Source organism: Oceanobacillus sp. M60 (assembly GCF_053839645.1).
The window spans coordinates 34,641-49,300 of record NZ_JBSSNH010000005.1 but is presented as its reverse complement, the minus strand read 5'-3'; the positions used below and the strand labels follow the sequence as shown (position 1 = coordinate 49,300).

Annotated in this window: 19 protein-coding genes; 11 read left to right on the top strand and 8 right to left on the bottom strand. The window is 39.5% G+C overall.

Annotated elements, in window-relative coordinates:
- Positions 1-183: 183 nt before the first annotated feature.
- Both ACW0TQ_RS13415 and ACW0TQ_RS13410 read right to left on the bottom strand, forming a co-directional pair.
- On the bottom strand, positions 184-1,194 hold the full coding sequence (locus ACW0TQ_RS13415) for a M23 family metallopeptidase (protein ID WP_413465444.1): 1,011 nt from the start codon (positions 1,192-1,194) through the stop codon (positions 184-186).
- Positions 1,187-1,732 carry a YhcN/YlaJ family sporulation lipoprotein gene (locus tag ACW0TQ_RS13410; RefSeq protein ID WP_212928795.1) on the bottom strand — a complete coding sequence of 182 codons (546 nt, stop codon included), beginning with the start codon at positions 1,730-1,732 and terminating at the stop codon, positions 1,187-1,189. The genes ACW0TQ_RS13415 and ACW0TQ_RS13410 overlap by 8 nt, the downstream gene beginning before the upstream one ends.
- A 143-nt stretch (positions 1,733-1,875) precedes the next feature.
- Between ACW0TQ_RS13410 and ACW0TQ_RS13405 the strand changes: the two genes are divergently transcribed.
- Positions 1,876-2,151, top strand: a complete 276-nt coding sequence (locus ACW0TQ_RS13405; RefSeq protein ID WP_042530631.1) for a YutD family protein — start codon at positions 1,876-1,878, stop codon at positions 2,149-2,151.
- A 71-nt stretch (positions 2,152-2,222) separates the two neighbouring features.
- Here the strand turns inward: ACW0TQ_RS13405 and ACW0TQ_RS13400 are convergent, their stop codons facing one another.
- Entirely contained in the window at positions 2,223-2,471 is a 249-nt protein-coding gene (locus tag ACW0TQ_RS13400) for a hypothetical protein (protein WP_042530633.1), read from the bottom strand.
- A gap of 63 nt (positions 2,472-2,534) precedes the next feature.
- Positions 2,535-3,965, bottom strand: coding sequence for an amidase (locus ACW0TQ_RS13395; RefSeq protein WP_042530635.1), 1,431 nt, complete (start codon positions 3,963-3,965; stop codon positions 2,535-2,537).
- A 184-nt stretch (positions 3,966-4,149) separates the two neighbouring features.
- On the opposite strand from ACW0TQ_RS13395, the gene ACW0TQ_RS13390 reads away from it, so the two are divergent.
- The 3 genes from ACW0TQ_RS13390 to ACW0TQ_RS13380 all read left to right on the top strand — a co-directional run bounded on the left by ACW0TQ_RS13390 (position 4,150) and on the right by ACW0TQ_RS13380 (position 6,082).
- Positions 4,150-4,587: a DUF86 domain-containing protein gene (locus ACW0TQ_RS13390; protein ID WP_042530636.1), complete on the top strand. Its 438-nt coding sequence runs from the start codon at positions 4,150-4,152 to the stop codon at positions 4,585-4,587.
- Between the two features lie 30 nt (positions 4,588-4,617).
- On the top strand, positions 4,618-5,253 hold the full coding sequence (locus ACW0TQ_RS13385; RefSeq protein ID WP_455725769.1) for a helix-turn-helix transcriptional regulator: 636 nt from the start codon (positions 4,618-4,620) through the stop codon (positions 5,251-5,253).
- 61 nt (positions 5,254-5,314) lie between these two features.
- On the top strand, positions 5,315-6,082 hold the full coding sequence (locus ACW0TQ_RS13380) for a TIGR01457 family HAD-type hydrolase (RefSeq protein ID WP_212928797.1): 768 nt from the start codon (positions 5,315-5,317) through the stop codon (positions 6,080-6,082).
- A gap of 70 nt (positions 6,083-6,152) precedes the next feature.
- On the opposite strand, the gene ACW0TQ_RS13375 is transcribed toward ACW0TQ_RS13380, so the two are convergent.
- On the bottom strand, positions 6,153-6,671 hold the full coding sequence (locus ACW0TQ_RS13375) for a phosphatidylglycerophosphatase A family protein (protein WP_042530643.1): 519 nt from the start codon (positions 6,669-6,671) through the stop codon (positions 6,153-6,155).
- 86 nt (positions 6,672-6,757) lie between these two features.
- Here ACW0TQ_RS13375 and ACW0TQ_RS13370 point away from each other — a divergent pair, with 86 nt between their 5' ends.
- Positions 6,758-7,723, top strand: coding sequence for a hypothetical protein (locus ACW0TQ_RS13370; RefSeq protein WP_193063662.1), 966 nt, complete (start codon positions 6,758-6,760; stop codon positions 7,721-7,723).
- 43 nt (positions 7,724-7,766) lie between these two features.
- Complete coding sequence (locus ACW0TQ_RS13365) at positions 7,767-8,732, top strand: NAD(P)-dependent oxidoreductase (RefSeq protein WP_368901427.1); 966 nt, start codon at positions 7,767-7,769, stop codon at positions 8,730-8,732.
- A gap of 77 nt (positions 8,733-8,809) precedes the next feature.
- On the opposite strand, the gene ACW0TQ_RS13360 is transcribed toward ACW0TQ_RS13365, so the two are convergent.
- Positions 8,810-9,034, bottom strand: a complete 225-nt coding sequence (locus tag ACW0TQ_RS13360) for a NifU family protein (RefSeq protein ID WP_040979025.1) — start codon at positions 9,032-9,034, stop codon at positions 8,810-8,812.
- Positions 9,035-9,212: 178 nt separating this feature from the next.
- Between ACW0TQ_RS13360 and ACW0TQ_RS13355 the strand changes: the two genes are divergently transcribed.
- From ACW0TQ_RS13355 to ACW0TQ_RS13345, 3 genes are all read left to right on the top strand, one after another.
- Positions 9,213-9,539 (top strand): YuzD family protein, encoded by a 327-nt coding sequence (locus ACW0TQ_RS13355; RefSeq protein ID WP_193063664.1) that lies wholly within the window; start codon positions 9,213-9,215, stop codon positions 9,537-9,539.
- A gap of 20 nt (positions 9,540-9,559) precedes the next feature.
- Complete coding sequence (gene dapF, locus ACW0TQ_RS13350) at positions 9,560-10,414, top strand: diaminopimelate epimerase (protein WP_193063665.1); 855 nt, start codon at positions 9,560-9,562, stop codon at positions 10,412-10,414.
- A gap of 78 nt (positions 10,415-10,492) precedes the next feature.
- Positions 10,493-10,849, top strand: coding sequence for a HesB/IscA family protein (locus tag ACW0TQ_RS13345; protein ID WP_193063666.1), 357 nt, complete (start codon positions 10,493-10,495; stop codon positions 10,847-10,849).
- 217 nt (positions 10,850-11,066) lie between these two features.
- Here ACW0TQ_RS13345 and ACW0TQ_RS13340 read toward each other — a convergent pair whose 3' ends face one another.
- Complete coding sequence (locus ACW0TQ_RS13340; protein WP_042530654.1) at positions 11,067-12,050, bottom strand: NAD(P)/FAD-dependent oxidoreductase; 984 nt, start codon at positions 12,048-12,050, stop codon at positions 11,067-11,069.
- Between the two features lie 349 nt (positions 12,051-12,399).
- On the opposite strand from ACW0TQ_RS13340, the gene ACW0TQ_RS13335 reads away from it, so the two are divergent.
- Both ACW0TQ_RS13335 and ACW0TQ_RS13330 read left to right on the top strand, forming a co-directional pair.
- The gene (locus ACW0TQ_RS13335) at positions 12,400-13,560 is read left to right on the top strand and encodes an NAD(P)/FAD-dependent oxidoreductase (RefSeq protein WP_419880331.1); all 1,161 of its coding nucleotides are present in this window, start codon (positions 12,400-12,402) and stop codon (positions 13,558-13,560) included.
- A 122-nt stretch (positions 13,561-13,682) separates the two neighbouring features.
- Entirely contained in the window at positions 13,683-13,994 is a 312-nt protein-coding gene (locus ACW0TQ_RS13330) for a YuiB family protein (protein ID WP_455725768.1), read from the top strand.
- A gap of 73 nt (positions 13,995-14,067) precedes the next feature.
- Here ACW0TQ_RS13330 and ACW0TQ_RS13325 read toward each other — a convergent pair whose 3' ends face one another.
- Positions 14,068-14,547: a divergent PAP2 family protein gene (locus ACW0TQ_RS13325; protein ID WP_042530661.1), complete on the bottom strand. Its 480-nt coding sequence runs from the start codon at positions 14,545-14,547 to the stop codon at positions 14,068-14,070.
- Positions 14,548-14,660 lie beyond the last annotated feature (113 nt).

Below are 14,660 nucleotides of genomic sequence, written 5' to 3'. Positions count from 1 at the left end.
GAAGTCGCTTTCCGCGGGTAACGGCTTAGCTTAAGCCGACGGAAAGTGTAGTGTATTTCTGGGGTCGAAGGTTATTCATTCCATGAAACCCGTTGGAGCGGCTATCCTCAATATTTTATTTAAAAAGGTGTGTATCCTGTTTTACAACTGGGATACACACCTTTTTCACGGATAGGATTGTTATTAATTATTTTTCTCCATCCGTTCCCATTTCGAGATATAAGGATAAGGATCAAATGAAAATTCACTGTATCCATTATCTTTATACATGCCATAATGCAGGTGCGGCGGGAATTTTCCAGAAGTTCCAGGAGGGCCGTAACCAGTAGATCCGACGCTGCCTAACACGTCTCCCGGTTTTACTACCTGGCCTACTTTTACATCATCCTCATAGCCGCTCATATGTCCATAATAATGATAAATATTATAGATATCCCGTATACCAATACGCCAGCCTCCATATAAGTTCCATCCCATCATTTCGACCACACCATAGGTTGTTGAGCGGACAGGGACGCCGTAGGATGCAAAGATATCGGTCCCCTCATGAATGCGCAAGCCGCCAAAACCGCGGCGGTCTCCCCACGTACTGCGGTAACTGTAATTATAATCTGTATCTAAAGGAAAGGCACGATCTGTCAGGTTGATTTCGCCAAAATTTTGAAACACTTTGGCGGTGTTCATGATTGTCTGGACAGTCAAGTCACGTTTATAATGCTCCCAGAGTGCGATTTTAACATCATCCTTATGCAGACCATATGCTAAGATATGATTTGCCATCGTATAAAGGATGTCTTCAGGATCATCGGGATCTGCCTGGCCATCACCATTTCCGTCTTTACCGATTCCGCCAAATTGTCTGATAACTCCCTGTTCTGTTGATTTAGCTGCATTTCCCAGCCCAAACCATGCGGTCTCTTCAAATTGTATGGAAATAACCTTTTCTTCTTCTGAGGAAGAGAGTGTGTTACGTTCGTAATTATCCATTGCAGCAAAATAATACCAAGGGACCTGGGTAAGGCTTTCTACCTTTTTGAATAGAGCCATGCGGTCTGTATATATTTGATCCTCTGATTCTGCATGGACAACAGCGGTGGTTTGCATAAAGGTAAGAAAGCAGCACATAATCAGGACCGTAGTGCGAATTCTAGCCAGATAAATCACCTCCTTATGGGATAAGTATTTTTTAATCATCCTTCTTCATCGTGTCGACAATTTCCTGTACCAGAGGCCCGGTATCTACATCTTCATTCTCCGTCACAGAATAATGCAGGGTTTCAATGTTTTGAATCAAGCTTCTGTTATTAGAAGCATGAATCGTATAATAGCCAGGCAGTACAGACATTGCTGTTTTTTCTGCATTATCAATTGCCATTTCTTTGGATAGGTTATCTGAAGCTTCAAAAGCAATCAAAGCTTCTTCATCCGTTACAAGCGTGGCTACTTCTTTAAAATCAGGGTTCTGTAATAAAATGCGGGTAATCATATCAGCCATCTCTTCCCGGTCTACATGAATCTCTTTTGGTTCTGATGTATTATCTTGATTAAATTCATCCTGTGTATAACGGACAAAACCAAGCTGATCACGAGATGGCGAATTCGTGTTTGATTCCATCTCCGGGTTTCTGTTTTTTGGATCTAATGGGTCAGAATCGGAGTTATTTTGATCTGTTGCACAAGCTGCAAGCGTTATAACAAGGCTTAATAAAATGATTCCAAATCCTTTTTTCATCTTTAAGTCTCCTTTCCAAGAACTATTTCTTACATCTTAGTTTTGGAAAACAAGCGTAAATCATGCAGGTAATTTTTTCTGGTTTTTCTAACTGTTTCTGTGATAAACTAAGAATAATTGATAAGGAGTGTGACTATTCTCTTATGATTGAGTTAAATGGGAAAACATATGAATTAATTGAAGAAAATAAAGAAGGCTTTGAAGCAGAAGCTGTGAAAGAGCGCTATTCAGAGGTTTTATCAAAATATGATTTTATCGTAGGCGATTGGGCGTATGAACAGCTTCGTTTAAAAGGGTTTTATCATGATAATCATGCCAAAGCACCAATAGATGCGAAAATCAGCTGTTTTCAGGATTATATTTATGAATACTGTAATTTCGGCTGTGCTTATTTTGTTTTGAAAAAGATGCAGAAATAAAAGAAGTTCAATCTATCTTCTTATGGCTAAGAAGACATTTTGAACTTCTTTTTTTATACAGCAGGAAAGCTTTAATTATCTTTTTCTTCGAGAGGATGGGCTCCGGGAGCTCTTCGTTGCAGCTTTTTATGCTGTTTTTTGTCTGCGTAGGTGAAGGCACTTGTGCGCTGCTGGCCTTCTTCCCAATCTGTTGACTTTCCAGAAACCAAGTCATGTTCACGAATATCAGATCCAAAAGGCCCCTCGGGAAATTCCTCTGGAATGAGGGCATCATGCTGTTTTTGAACGGTTGAATGCTCTTGATAATCTTTTTTTGGCATCGTTATTTCCCTCCCGTTAGTTTGTAGTTTGTGCAGATGGAGGGAAATCACGCCTTCTAATAATTACCTGTCTGTCACCTCTGCCAGCTTATACCCGCGAAAGCGTTTCGTAAGTAATTTACCCAGACGAAAAATGGCATCCTCATTACCAATACTGCTGATAATTTGTACGCCGATGGGCATGTTTTTCTCGTCTTCTCCAACTGGAATAGTCAGAGCAGGAAGCCCCCATACATTCGCATAGGCAGTATAAGGCATGTATTGCAAATAGGTTTTACGGATAGAGAAAATCTCTTTAAAAACCTGCCCGTGATCTAATGCGGACTGATAATACACGGGCATTATCAGCAGCCTTTTATCTAAATATGTTTTTAACAGCTCGTCACCCTGCTGAATGATATCCATTATTTCCCGGACTCTTTTTTGCGAAGGTTTAAACATTTTTGCTCCAATAATGGCCCAGGATAAATATGGGTGGACATTCGTACGCTGTCTCAGTTTCTCTTTTAAAAAGGAACGCACTAATCCGGAGCGGTCATTATTAAAAGCTTCATCTTCAACCAATTTACTTCCATTAATCGACATGATTTCCTGCCATATTAAGGCACTGTCCCTAAAATAAGGCGGCATCACCTGCTGGACATTGTAAATTCTTTCAAGAAAATTTTCCAGCTGCCCTAATAAATTCCCTGTTCTTGTGGAAAGCGGATAGCCTGGATTAGCTGGTAATATTTCTATTTTAAATTCCTGCAATGTCTGATGCTTGAAGTGGCTTGGAGATAAAATTTCATAAATAAGCTGCATATCCTCTACAGATTTCCCCATTGGCCCGACTGTCAGCATCCGATGCTGCAGTTCATGCTGGACAGACGGAAAATGGCCTTCTGTGGAAATGGTATCCTTCCCGGGTTTGAAACCGATAACTCCATTAAAATGAGATGGAAAACGAATGGAACCGCCAATATCTGAACCAATCCCGACAGCAGACCCGCCGGAAGCAAGCAGCGCACCTTCACCACCGCTGGAGCCTCCAGCGGTTTTGGTGATGTCCCAGGGATTATTTGTTCTGCCATATAACTTATTATCCGTTTCCTGACAGAAGCAAAGTGCAGGCGTATTTGTTTTTCCGAGTATAATAGCGCCCTCCTGCTTTAATTGCTGAACAACTTCTGCATCCTCTTGATAAATAAGGTCCTGACGGTGTTCTAAGCCTGCTGTAGTTTTCATTCCCTTCACATGAAAGCACTCTTTGATGCTGATGGGAACTCCGTGTAATTTACCCAGAGCCCCATTATTCTGCAGCAGTTCATCTGCTTCCTGAGCCTCTTGCAGCGCTTCAGTAAATCTTTCTTCAACAACTGCATTAATGGAAGGGTTAATCGCTTTGATTTGTTCAATAAAAGCTGTTACAGCATCTATAGAGGTTAGATGCTTCTTTTTAATTGCGGATGCTATACCCGTGGCATCCATTTTTAAAATATCTCGCTTTTCCATCCGGCATTTATCTCCTTCACACGTATTAGACTTACTATATCACGTTTTTTGAAAAAGAAGGAAAGATTCGCTTCTTAATTCTATACTTTATCAAGAAAGTTCAGTGAAAATACATTACAAATTATGATATGATAATAGTAGTATGGAAACATCCTTTAGTATAGACGTTTTTGGGGGAATCATAATGTATTTTGTAGATCAGGAAAAAATTAATCAGACATTGACATTTATGAATGAGATTTTAGATACGTTAAAGAATCATTCCTATCACAGCCCAGTAGAATATCTTGCGTTGGAGCGCATGGCGCATGTCTTTATCGAAGGTGTGCTGGATGTAGGAAATATGATGATAGACGGTTTTATTATGAGGGATCCGGGTAGTTACGAGGATATTATTGACATCTTAACAGATGAAAAAGTTATTCCTGCGGAGGAAGAAGCAGTATATAAAGCTCTGATTCATTGGCGTAAACCTTTAGTACATGAATATCAGGCAATCGATCATCAAAGTCTGGAGCAGTTTTTTGAAGAGCACGCAGAGGTATTTACCTATTTTTCAAAGCGGATTCATACATATCTGCAGAATGAACTAGGCGTAGCAAATGCTTTTTCAAATAAATAAAATGTATGTTTAAAAGGGGAGGGCAAGCGGATGGGGAAACGTGTCTCGACAAAGGATAAGGTTATCCAGGTATTGAAAGAACAGGGTACGATAACGATGGATACACTGATGGCCCATTTTACTATCTCAGAAACAGCTGTCCGGAAGCAGATTCATACGCTTGTGCAAGAGGGATTTATTGAGGTGCAGCAGCATAAAAAAGAGATTGGACGGCCGTATCATACTTATCGTTTAACAGAGAAAAGTCAAGAAAGTTTCCCTAATCGCTATAAAGAACTCTCTTTAGACCTGCTCCATGATTTAGAAGCATTACAGGGAAAACAGCTAATCAGCAAGCTTTTAAAAAAACAGTCAACGAAGGAAAAAGAGCAATTAAAGAAGCTTTTAGATTCCTGTTCTACAACGGAAGAAAAAGTAGCTGCGTTAAAGGATTTTCAAAATCGGAGCGGCTATATGTTTCAAGCAGAAGATAAAGGTGCGCAAGGCTTTCAATTAAATAATTTTCATTGCCCTTTTTTAGAAGTGGCAAGGGATTATCCTGTGATGTGCCAGCATGAAAAAGAAATGTATGAAGCCTTGTTTCCGAATCAGGAAATTAAGACAAAAGCGCTGCTGGTTGATGGAGATAAATGCTGTCAATGGCGGATAGCTGCTAACTCAGAATAAACATCGGTCAGTCAAGCGTCTTAAAATAGGTATGATGTAATCGAGATAGAGAGGTAATAATGTGAAGAAATATAAAGGATATCTTATTGATTTAGACGGGACTGTTTACAGAGGGAATGAGGTTATTCCTGAAGCAATTCCTTTTGTAAAGCAATTAGCAGAAAAAAATATTCCTTATGTGTTTGTAACAAATAATTCTACAAAAAGCACCCGGGAAGTAGCTGAAAAGTTAAACGGATTAGGAATCCTGGCAAATCACAAACAGGTCGTTACCAGCAGCATGGCAACGGCGAAGTATCTGCAGGACCAATCCGTAAAAACCTGCTACTGTATCGGGCAGAGCGGTCTGAAGAATCCAATAAAAGAATATGGTATCCAATTAACGGATAGTACAGATGCGGATGCGGTTGTTGTAGGTCTGGACAGGGATATTACCTATGACAAGCTTGCTAAAGCATGCATAGCTATCCGCAAGGGTGCACAGTTTATTTCTACCAATCGGGATCACGCTATTCCAACTGAAGACGGTATGGGACCAGGCAACGGGGCTTTTACTGCTTTGATTCAGACAAGCACCCAGCAGGCGCCTGTATTTATTGGCAAGCCGGATACGGTTATCATGAAAGAGGCATTAGATGTACTCGGTTTGCGGAGAGAGGATGTTGTAATGGTTGGAGATAATTACCAGACAGATATCCAGTCGGGAATCCATGCCGGTGTAGATACGTTATTTGTTTCTACCGGGGTGACTTCCACAGAAGAGCTGGCAACCTTTGAAGAGCAGCCGACATATATCATAGAAAATTTATCAGAATGGACCTTTGAATAGCAAAAAAGCATTCATCCCCTATCTAATATGAGCATAGGGAGAATGAATGCTTTTTTGTGTCCAATGTTTTTTATCCGTCTAATTCTTCATGTTCATTTTCTGCATCTCCATGAGCCAGACGACTGGAGGCTGCAGCTGCGACAGCGCCGACGATATCATCTAAAAATGTGTGGATTTCGCCGCTGCTTTTATCATTCAGTTTTTCTAAGATACCGGGTTTTTGTTTATCGATATATCCAAAATTGGTCAAGCCGATGGAACCGTAGACATTGACAATAGACAAGGCAATGACTTCATCAATTCCATATAAGCCTTCATCAATCTGAATTGTTTCCTGAAGCGGCTCGCTTAATAGCTTTTTCTCCGCCAGCATATCTAATTCAATGCCTGTGATGACTGCATTTTGTACTTCTCTTTTCGTTAACACACGATTTACATTAAAACGGCAGGTATCCATCGTTAAATCGTTATGATATTTTGATTGCAGATAGTATACCAATTCTGCAATATCATCTATTTTGACACCACGTTCTTTTAAAAGCTGTCTTGCTCTTACTTCAAGTTCTGTTTTGCTTGTATACTTCGTCATTTAAAACACACCTTTTTTCGATTTAATATAATTGTATAGTCCTTTCCTTCATATAGTTAATATATACGATAAGGAGGAGTTTGTTGATGCCGATGTCAGAAATGCTCCGCAGTCAATACGCTATCCAGATAGAAGGGAAGCAATTCATCGAAGAGCGTGAGGGTTATCAAAAAGAGCGCTATCACTATTTTACCATTCCTGCGACAAACAAGGAAATGATATTGATGGAACAAGCAACTTTGGCCTATTTCTTAAGAGAAAACGGATTATACAATGTAGCTTATCCCATTCGGAATATCAACGGAGATTGGTTTACCAATTATGGCAATGAATTGTGGATGGTTCTTGTATTAGACGATGAGTCACAAATATCTCGTCAGGAAAGCCCTGGTAAAATGCTCGGTGATATTCACCGCATTGGGAGCAGTTTTCAGTATGAACCGAAGGCGATTTCAAGCTATGGGTTATGGAGAAAGCTTTGGGAAGAAAAGCTGACTTTTTTTGAGGAAGAATTAACAAGACAGGCAAAAGAAGAAGGAGCGAGTAATTATTTATCTGAAGTGATGGATATTTTACCATATATTGTAGGAATCAGCGAAAATGCTATTCAATATTTACGGGAAAGCGAAAAAGAGCAGCGCATCTTACAAACAGATCAGAGTACGGTTGCTTTTGCCAGATGGAATACATCTGAAAAGAAAATTGTTTGGACAGATGAACTCGTATATGACCATCCGACGCGTGATATTGCCGAGTATATCCGTTATGCTTTTTTACAAAATAAATCGGAGGCAGAAATTAATCAGTTTTTAAATGATTATCAAAACTATCAGCCGCTGTCTGTATTTGCGTGGAGACTTATCTTTGCCAGGCTGTTCTATCCGATCCATCTTTACGATTTTTTAGAGGGCGCTTTCCAGTACCCGAATTCTCAAGCGTTAGAGCAATTATTAAAGCATCAAGAGGTTTATGAGAGGAGACTGGCGAGGTTTTATGAAACGGTAGGTGTTGATGTTTCGGATTGGCAGATACCTATGATAAGCTGGTTATAAGCAAAAATTCATTATTTCATCGCAGGAAGGAGAATACTCGTATATGTCCAAGCCAAAGGTTTATATTACGCGCAAATTAGAGGAGAAATATGTAAAAGCTTATCAGGAACAGCTGGAAATCCGGATGTGGGAAAAAGAGGAGGAGCCTGTGCCAAGAGAGACGCTTTTGAAAGAGGCTGCTGATGCAAATGCCTTATTTGCCGTATTAAGTGATTCTATTGATGAAGAGCTTCTGTCTAAAGCTCCTCAATTGAAGGTGGTTGCGAATATGGCCGTCGGTTACGATAACATCGATTTGGAAGCATGTGAGAAGCATGATGTTATCGCAGCGAATACACCGGATGTTTTATCGGAAACGACCGCAGATTTAGGCTTTTCCTTATTGATGGCTGCTGCCAGACGAATTGTAGAAGCGGATGCGTGGGTGAAGGAGGATAAGTGGCAGGCGTGGGCGCCATTTTTCTTTGCCGGCTCAGATATTCACGCAAAAACTATCGGTATTGTAGGAATGGGGAGAATTGGAGAAGCAATAGCGAAACGTGCAGCAGGTTTTGATATGAATATCCAATATCATAACCGTTCCCGTAAAAAAGATGCAGAAGAACGATTGCAAGCAACGTATGTCAGCTTTAAAGAACTTTTGGAGACTTCTGATTTTGTTGTGACAGTAGTTCCGCATACGAAGGAAACGGATAAAATGTTTAACCGGGCCGCTTTTGAAAAAATGAAATCAAGTGCTATTTTTATTAATATCTCACGCGGAAAAGTAGTGGTTGAGGATGCACTTGTCCATGCACTTAAAACGGGAGAAATCCAAGCAGCAGGATTGGACGTCTTTGAAGAAGAGCCGATTAGAGCAGATCATCCGCTTGTTGGTTTAAATAATACCGTATGTCTTCCGCATATCGGGTCTGCCAGTGTAGAAACAAGAAAAAGAATGGTAGAGTTATGCATGGATAATATCCTGGCAGTCGTCAGCGGAGAAGAAGCAATTACACCAATTTCATAGAACAAAATTTGATTTTAAAAAAATAAAAAACGGAGCAGGGTTTTGATATTGCCAAAAGCCTCTCCGTTTATATTTAATTAAAATACTTGTTCTATTTCTGTTACGCCAGGAACCTCTGCCATCAATGCACGCTCAATTCCTGCTTTTAATGTAATGGTTGAACTAGGGCAATTGCCGCATGCTCCCATGAGACGAAGTAAAACAACGCCATCATCGTCAACGTCAACTAACTCTACGTCTCCGCCATCACGTAATAAGAATGGACGAAGCTTGCTTAATACTTCTTGTACTTGCTCTTCCACAGTCACCTACTCCTTTCCCACAAATCTATTATAACGCGGTTAAGCATAAAAATCTATTTGAAAATGATTTTCAATTAGCTGGTTAATTTTATTTTATCTTTTTACGCTTATTTTGTAAAATAATTAATATGGAGGACAGGCGAGAGGAAAGAGATATTTGGAAGGAGAGGGTGTTAACATGCCGGCAATAACGATAACTGTCTATGGAAGTGAACAAATCTGCGCAAGCTGTGTCGGAGCACCAGGTTCCAAAGATACGTATGAGTGGCTTCAGGCAGCAATAGGGAGGAAATATGCTTCTGACGGCGTTCAATATAATTATATCGATATCAATCAAACGCAACCAGACGCTGGTCAGCAAGCATATGTAGAGAAAATAATAGAAGAAGATCTTTTTTATCCAGTTGTATGGATTAATGATAAAATGGTAGCAGAAGGAATCCCGCGTTTAAAGCCAATTTATCAAGCATTGGAAGAACTGGGACTCGAAGAAATAGAAGGATGAACAGAAGAGGGGAAGAGAAGATGAAAATACCTTTTACGAAGATGCATGGGCTGGGAAATAATTATATCTATATTGATCTTTTTCAAACAGAGCTGCCAGAGAACCGGCTGTCTGAATTAGCTATCAACATGTCAAATCAGAATACGGGCATTGGTTCGGATGGAATGATTTTGATTCATCCGGCAGAAAAAGCAGATGTAGGTATGCGTATCTTTAATAAGGACGGTTCAGAGGGAATGAATTGCGGGAATGGATTGCGCTGTACAGCTAAATATGCTTATGAAACAGGAATTGTGGATAAAAAAGAATTTACGATACAGACAAAAGCTAATATTGTTCGAGCTACTGTGAAAGAGAATGACGAGCAGAAAGTCAACGAAGTAACCATTGATATGGGAGCTCCGATATTACAAAGAGAACAGATTCCGATGCTTGGAGAAGCAGGAACAACTGTTATAAATGAGCCGTTCGAGGTTGCAGATAAGACACTGCATGTCACTGCGGTTTCCATGGGAAATCCGCATGTGATAACGATGGTGGATGCGATTGATGACGCGCCGCTGACAACGCTGGGACCGGTTATTGAAAAGGATGAACGCTTCCCTGAAGGGGTTAATACAGAGTTTATTGAGGTTGTGTCGGATGAGGAAATACATTTCCGTGTCTGGGAACGCGGCTCCGGCGTGACAGAAGCATGCGGAACAGGAGCCTGTGCGGCTGTCGTTGCAGCAACGTTAAATAAAAAAGTAACCAAAGGTAAAAAGATTGTTGTTCATTTAGCCGGCGGAGATTTAATCATTGAATGGAGAAAAGATGATCATATCTGGATGACCGGCGGAGCAGAAACCATCGCAACGGGAATTTTTTATGCTTAAAATGAATTACTTGATTCTGACAAGTTCAGGTGTATACTAAACATATAGGATATACAAGGAAAAAAGGAGGTTCAGAAGATGATTATTGAACTGACTGATCGTGCAAGTGCACAGATTAAAGAAATGATGAGAGAGGAATCAGACCAGGCGATGCTTCGTTTTGGCGTGAAAGGCGGCGGCTGCAGCGGCTTATCCTACTCCTTAGGTTTTGCTGATGAAGTAAATGAGGAATTGGATATTATTGAAACCATTAACGGTATTCCAATCGTCTTTTTTAACCAGGATATTCCAATTATTGAAGGTACCAAGATAGATTATAAAGAAAACATGATGGGCGGCGGGTTCAGCATTGATAATCCGAACGCAATTATTTCCTGCGGATGCGGCTCTTCCTTCCGCACTGCACAAAATGCCGGTGCACCTGGCGATTGTTAATAAAGAAAGATTGGCAGAGAAATACTGCCAATCTTTCTTTTAAATCTTTTATCTAAATTTCTACTAAAAACATCTCCAAGATCCTCAAACTAAACAATGTGGTGTTCAAGCTCTTTTATCCCCAGGATTTAATGAAGTGAACTGTATAAAAAAAGAAAATCGTCTGAAGCAGAGAAAATTCTCATTCAAACGATTTTTCCATCATGTATTCCCCTTTTTAAAACATTGCTGTTGAGTGTTTCGGTTGAATTCTTGCTTTGGGATCGATGTAATTTTTAGCATTATTGATTGCTGTCGGCCCTTCACCAAATCCTGTTGCAATCAATTTAACTTTTCCGTCATACGTACAAATATCTCCAGCGGCGTATATACCAGGAATATTTGTCTCCATTTTAGAATTTACAACGATACTATTTTTTTCAATTTCTAATCCCCAGTTTTTAATTGGCCCGAGACTGGAGATGAATCCATAGTTACAAATAACATCATCGACTTCTAATTCAATCAATTCTTCTTCTTTTATCTTTTGTAAAATAAGCTTTTCAATCTTCTTATTTGCTACAATGGCTGTTGGAGCATATGGCGTCAGCTTTTCTACAGCAGAGGCCTCTAATTGCTCTACACTATGCTCATGAGCTCGGAATTGGTCTCTGCGATGAATCAATGTCACTTTAGAAGCAACTTTTTCAAGCATCAAGGCCCAGTCTACAGCTGAATCTCCGCCACCTAGAATAGCAACATGCTTGTCCTTGTATTTATTCATATCCGTCACATAATAGTGTAAGTTCGTATTTTCGTAGGCTTCGCTGTCTCCTACGTTTAATCTTCTAGGCTGAAAAGCCCCATTGCCGGCCGTGATAATCATTGTTTTTGTCAAATGAACTTCCCCGGTGTTTGACACAAGACGAAAGCTGTCATCTTCTAATCGTTCCACTGTCTCAATGGCTTGTCCAAGTACAATTTCAGGATCGAATAAATTGGCTTGTTCTTCCAGCTGGTCAACAAGCTCCTGCGCACGGACTTTTGGAAATCCTGCAACATCGTATATATATTTCTCTGGATATAGTGCTGTTAACTGTCCTCCAATATGAGGCAGGCTTTCAATTATCTTAACACTAGCTTGACGCATGCCGCCGTAAAAGGCTGTGAATAAGCCAGTGGGTCCAGCTCCAATGATTGTTACATCAAAAACTTTCTCCATACAATACCTCTTTTCTTTCTAGACGTTTACCTATCCTATGGTATCACAAACTTGTTTTAGTTTGAATTATATCGTTTCAAAAGGGAAGAAATTTTCATTTAGATAGTAGCATGTCTAAATGCTTTCTTCATAGGTATAGATAAAAAAGAGGTTTTAAAGCTTGCTATTTTTGATTAAAGCATTTAAGATAAGTTAGTATTATTACAGTTTGATTACAAAACGAAGTTATTTATATGACAAAATGCGTTTTGTTTCGCATTTTAGTGATAAATTACAAAATTAATAGGAGTAGTGAAAAACCATGATTAAACCGCATATTGTAATATTAGGGGCGGGTTATGGAGGTATAATGACGGCAGTTAAGCTTCAGAAACAGCTTGGAAAGAATGAAGCAGAGATAACGCTGGTTCATAAATATGACTATCATTTTCAAGCAAGCTGTCTGCATGAAAATGCTGCTGGTACACGGCATCAAGATCGCTCCAAAATAAAAATCAAAGAAATTATTAATCGTTCTAAAATAAATTTTATTATAGATGAAGTTGTTTCTATCAAAAGAAATTCTAAAAAAATCAAGCTTAAAAATAAGGAATTACACTATGATTTACTTGTTATCGGTCTTGGCTTTGAGCCGAGGGCTGAAGGAATTCCGGGACTGGATGAACATGCTTATTCTATCACGGATATCAACAGCGCCCGTTTTGTCCGTGAGCATATCGAATATAATTTTGCCAGTTATGCGAATGCTGAAAAGAAGGATGAGAGCAAGTTAAATATTGTTATTGGCGGCGGTGGAATTCTAGGTGTTGAATTTGCAGGGGAACTGATTAATCAAATACCAGAGATATGCAGAGAATTTGACATTGAGAAAACGCAGGTGCATATTTCCATACTGGAGGAAAGTAAATCTCTTCTGCCAGGGTTCGATGAGAAACTGGCACATTACGCAGCTACGTCTCTACAATCCAGAGGAGTAGAGATTATCCATCAAGCTAAACTGAAGGAATGTCAGGATAATAAAATTATTTATGAAACAGAAGGGAAAAATCATAAAATTTGTACACATACATTTATTTGGACTGGCGGGGTACAGGCCAATCCTGCATTTGAAAAAGCCGGACTGGCTTTGAAAAATAAAAAAATTGAAGTGGATCCCAATATGCTTTCTACAAAAGATGATTCCATATTTGTCGTTGGAGAATGTGCATATACAGCAGATGAACATGGGGAGGAAGTCCTTCCAACTGCAAAAAAAGCTATCGAGGAAGCCGCTGTAGTCGCAAAAAATGTTTCTTCCAGGTTACGGAATAAAGAACTTACTGCTTGTCAGCCGGTTAAACAAGGAATGCTCGCTACTTTAGGTCAAGAAGACGGAGTGGCGGTCATAAAGAATCGAAAGGTGTTTGGGTGGCGAGCTGTATTAGTCAAACGAATTTACGATAATCATTATTTATTTCAATTAGGCGGATGGCAATTATTACTGAAAAAAGGAAACTTTCATTTATTATAAATAATAATAGATAGAAATATAGTGACAAAAAAGCAAAGGTTGGCAGATGCTGCTTTGCTTTTTTGTCATTTTAAGATAAAATGTGCTTTGTATGCATCCTTAGAAAGGACGGAGGGAAGAGAATGGTTCAACTTGTTGTTTCTGTTGTATTATATTTTGTTATCTTTTTTGGAATTGCATTTATATTAAATATGTTATTAAGAAAAACATGGCTGATGGCGTGCTTATATCCGATTCTAATGATTTTTATTATAGATAATGTTTCTTTTTTCAGCTATTTCACAAGTCCGGGGGAATCTTTTTCGGCGCTTGGAGAACGAATGGTTGCTTTAACAATTGCTGATATTGTGATTTTATTATCTGGTTTTATTGGAACGATTGTATCTGGTTTGGTTATCCGGTTTTTAAGGAAAAGCGGCTATCAAATGTTTTAACAGAGAAATGGGATTACATAAAAGAAAAGACCAATGCTCCCAGCAGGAGCATTGGTCTTTTGGTTCTTATGGATTAATAAGAAAAAAACGGTGCAAGAGAAAAGGCAATAATAATTCCTGTGATGGCGCCAAAAAATACTTCAATCGGCTGGTGCCCGAGTAATTCTTTCAGTTCTTGTATTTTTTCATTTTCTTTCTTTTTGCTCCAGTCTTTGGCGCTGGAGGTAATCAATTGAAAATCACGGACGAGCTGATTAATCACAATTGCCTGTTCACCAGCCTGCCTGCGGACCCCGGAAGCATCAAACATGGTAATGACACTGAATATACAAGCAAGCGCAAATACACTTGATGATACACCTTCTGCAATGCCGACAGCAGTAGCTAACGATGTCACTGCTGCAGAATGGCTGCTGGGCATTCCCCCTGTACTGAAAGCAAGTCCAGGCTGAAATTCTTTGGTGAAAATCAGTTTAATTGGTATCTTTATAACTTGAGCGAACACAATCGCAATGAGTGCAGCCCATAATGGGAAATTCGTTAATAAAGTCATGGATGAGGGAACTTCCTTCCTAAGTAACGCATCAATTTTTGGCAGTTAAAAAAGTATATACTTTCTTACTGCATAAGTGTAGCTAAGGTTGTCACCTACAGGCTTGGTGACAA

Coding starts and splice junctions, on each gene's coding strand:
- ACW0TQ_RS13415 (WP_413465444.1), bottom strand. CDS start 1,194: ATGATTAAAAAATACTTATCCCATAAGGAGGTGATTTATCTGGCTAGA.
- ACW0TQ_RS13410 (WP_212928795.1), bottom strand. CDS start 1,732: ATGAAAAAAGGATTTGGAATCATTTTATTAAGCCTTGTTATAACGCTT.
- ACW0TQ_RS13405 (WP_042530631.1), top strand. CDS start 1,876: ATGATTGAGTTAAATGGGAAAACATATGAATTAATTGAAGAAAATAAA.
- ACW0TQ_RS13400 (WP_042530633.1), bottom strand. CDS start 2,471: ATGCCAAAAAAAGATTATCAAGAGCATTCAACCGTTCAAAAACAGCAT.
- ACW0TQ_RS13395 (WP_042530635.1), bottom strand. CDS start 3,965: ATGGAAAAGCGAGATATTTTAAAAATGGATGCCACGGGTATAGCATCC.
- ACW0TQ_RS13390 (WP_042530636.1), top strand. CDS start 4,150: ATGTATTTTGTAGATCAGGAAAAAATTAATCAGACATTGACATTTATG.
- ACW0TQ_RS13385 (WP_455725769.1), top strand. CDS start 4,618: ATGGGGAAACGTGTCTCGACAAAGGATAAGGTTATCCAGGTATTGAAA.
- ACW0TQ_RS13375 (WP_042530643.1), bottom strand. CDS start 6,671: ATGACGAAGTATACAAGCAAAACAGAACTTGAAGTAAGAGCAAGACAG.
- ACW0TQ_RS13370 (WP_193063662.1), top strand. CDS start 6,758: ATGCCGATGTCAGAAATGCTCCGCAGTCAATACGCTATCCAGATAGAA.
- ACW0TQ_RS13365 (WP_368901427.1), top strand. CDS start 7,767: ATGTCCAAGCCAAAGGTTTATATTACGCGCAAATTAGAGGAGAAATAT.
- ACW0TQ_RS13355 (WP_193063664.1), top strand. CDS start 9,213: ATGCCGGCAATAACGATAACTGTCTATGGAAGTGAACAAATCTGCGCA.
- dapF (WP_193063665.1), top strand. CDS start 9,560: ATGAAAATACCTTTTACGAAGATGCATGGGCTGGGAAATAATTATATC.
- ACW0TQ_RS13345 (WP_193063666.1), top strand. CDS start 10,493: ATGATTATTGAACTGACTGATCGTGCAAGTGCACAGATTAAAGAAATG.
- ACW0TQ_RS13340 (WP_042530654.1), bottom strand. CDS start 12,050: ATGGAGAAAGTTTTTGATGTAACAATCATTGGAGCTGGACCCACTGGC.
- ACW0TQ_RS13335 (WP_419880331.1), top strand. CDS start 12,400: ATGACGGCAGTTAAGCTTCAGAAACAGCTTGGAAAGAATGAAGCAGAG.
- ACW0TQ_RS13330 (WP_455725768.1), top strand. CDS start 13,683: ATGGTTCAACTTGTTGTTTCTGTTGTATTATATTTTGTTATCTTTTTT.
- ACW0TQ_RS13325 (WP_042530661.1), bottom strand. CDS start 14,547: ATGACTTTATTAACGAATTTCCCATTATGGGCTGCACTCATTGCGATT.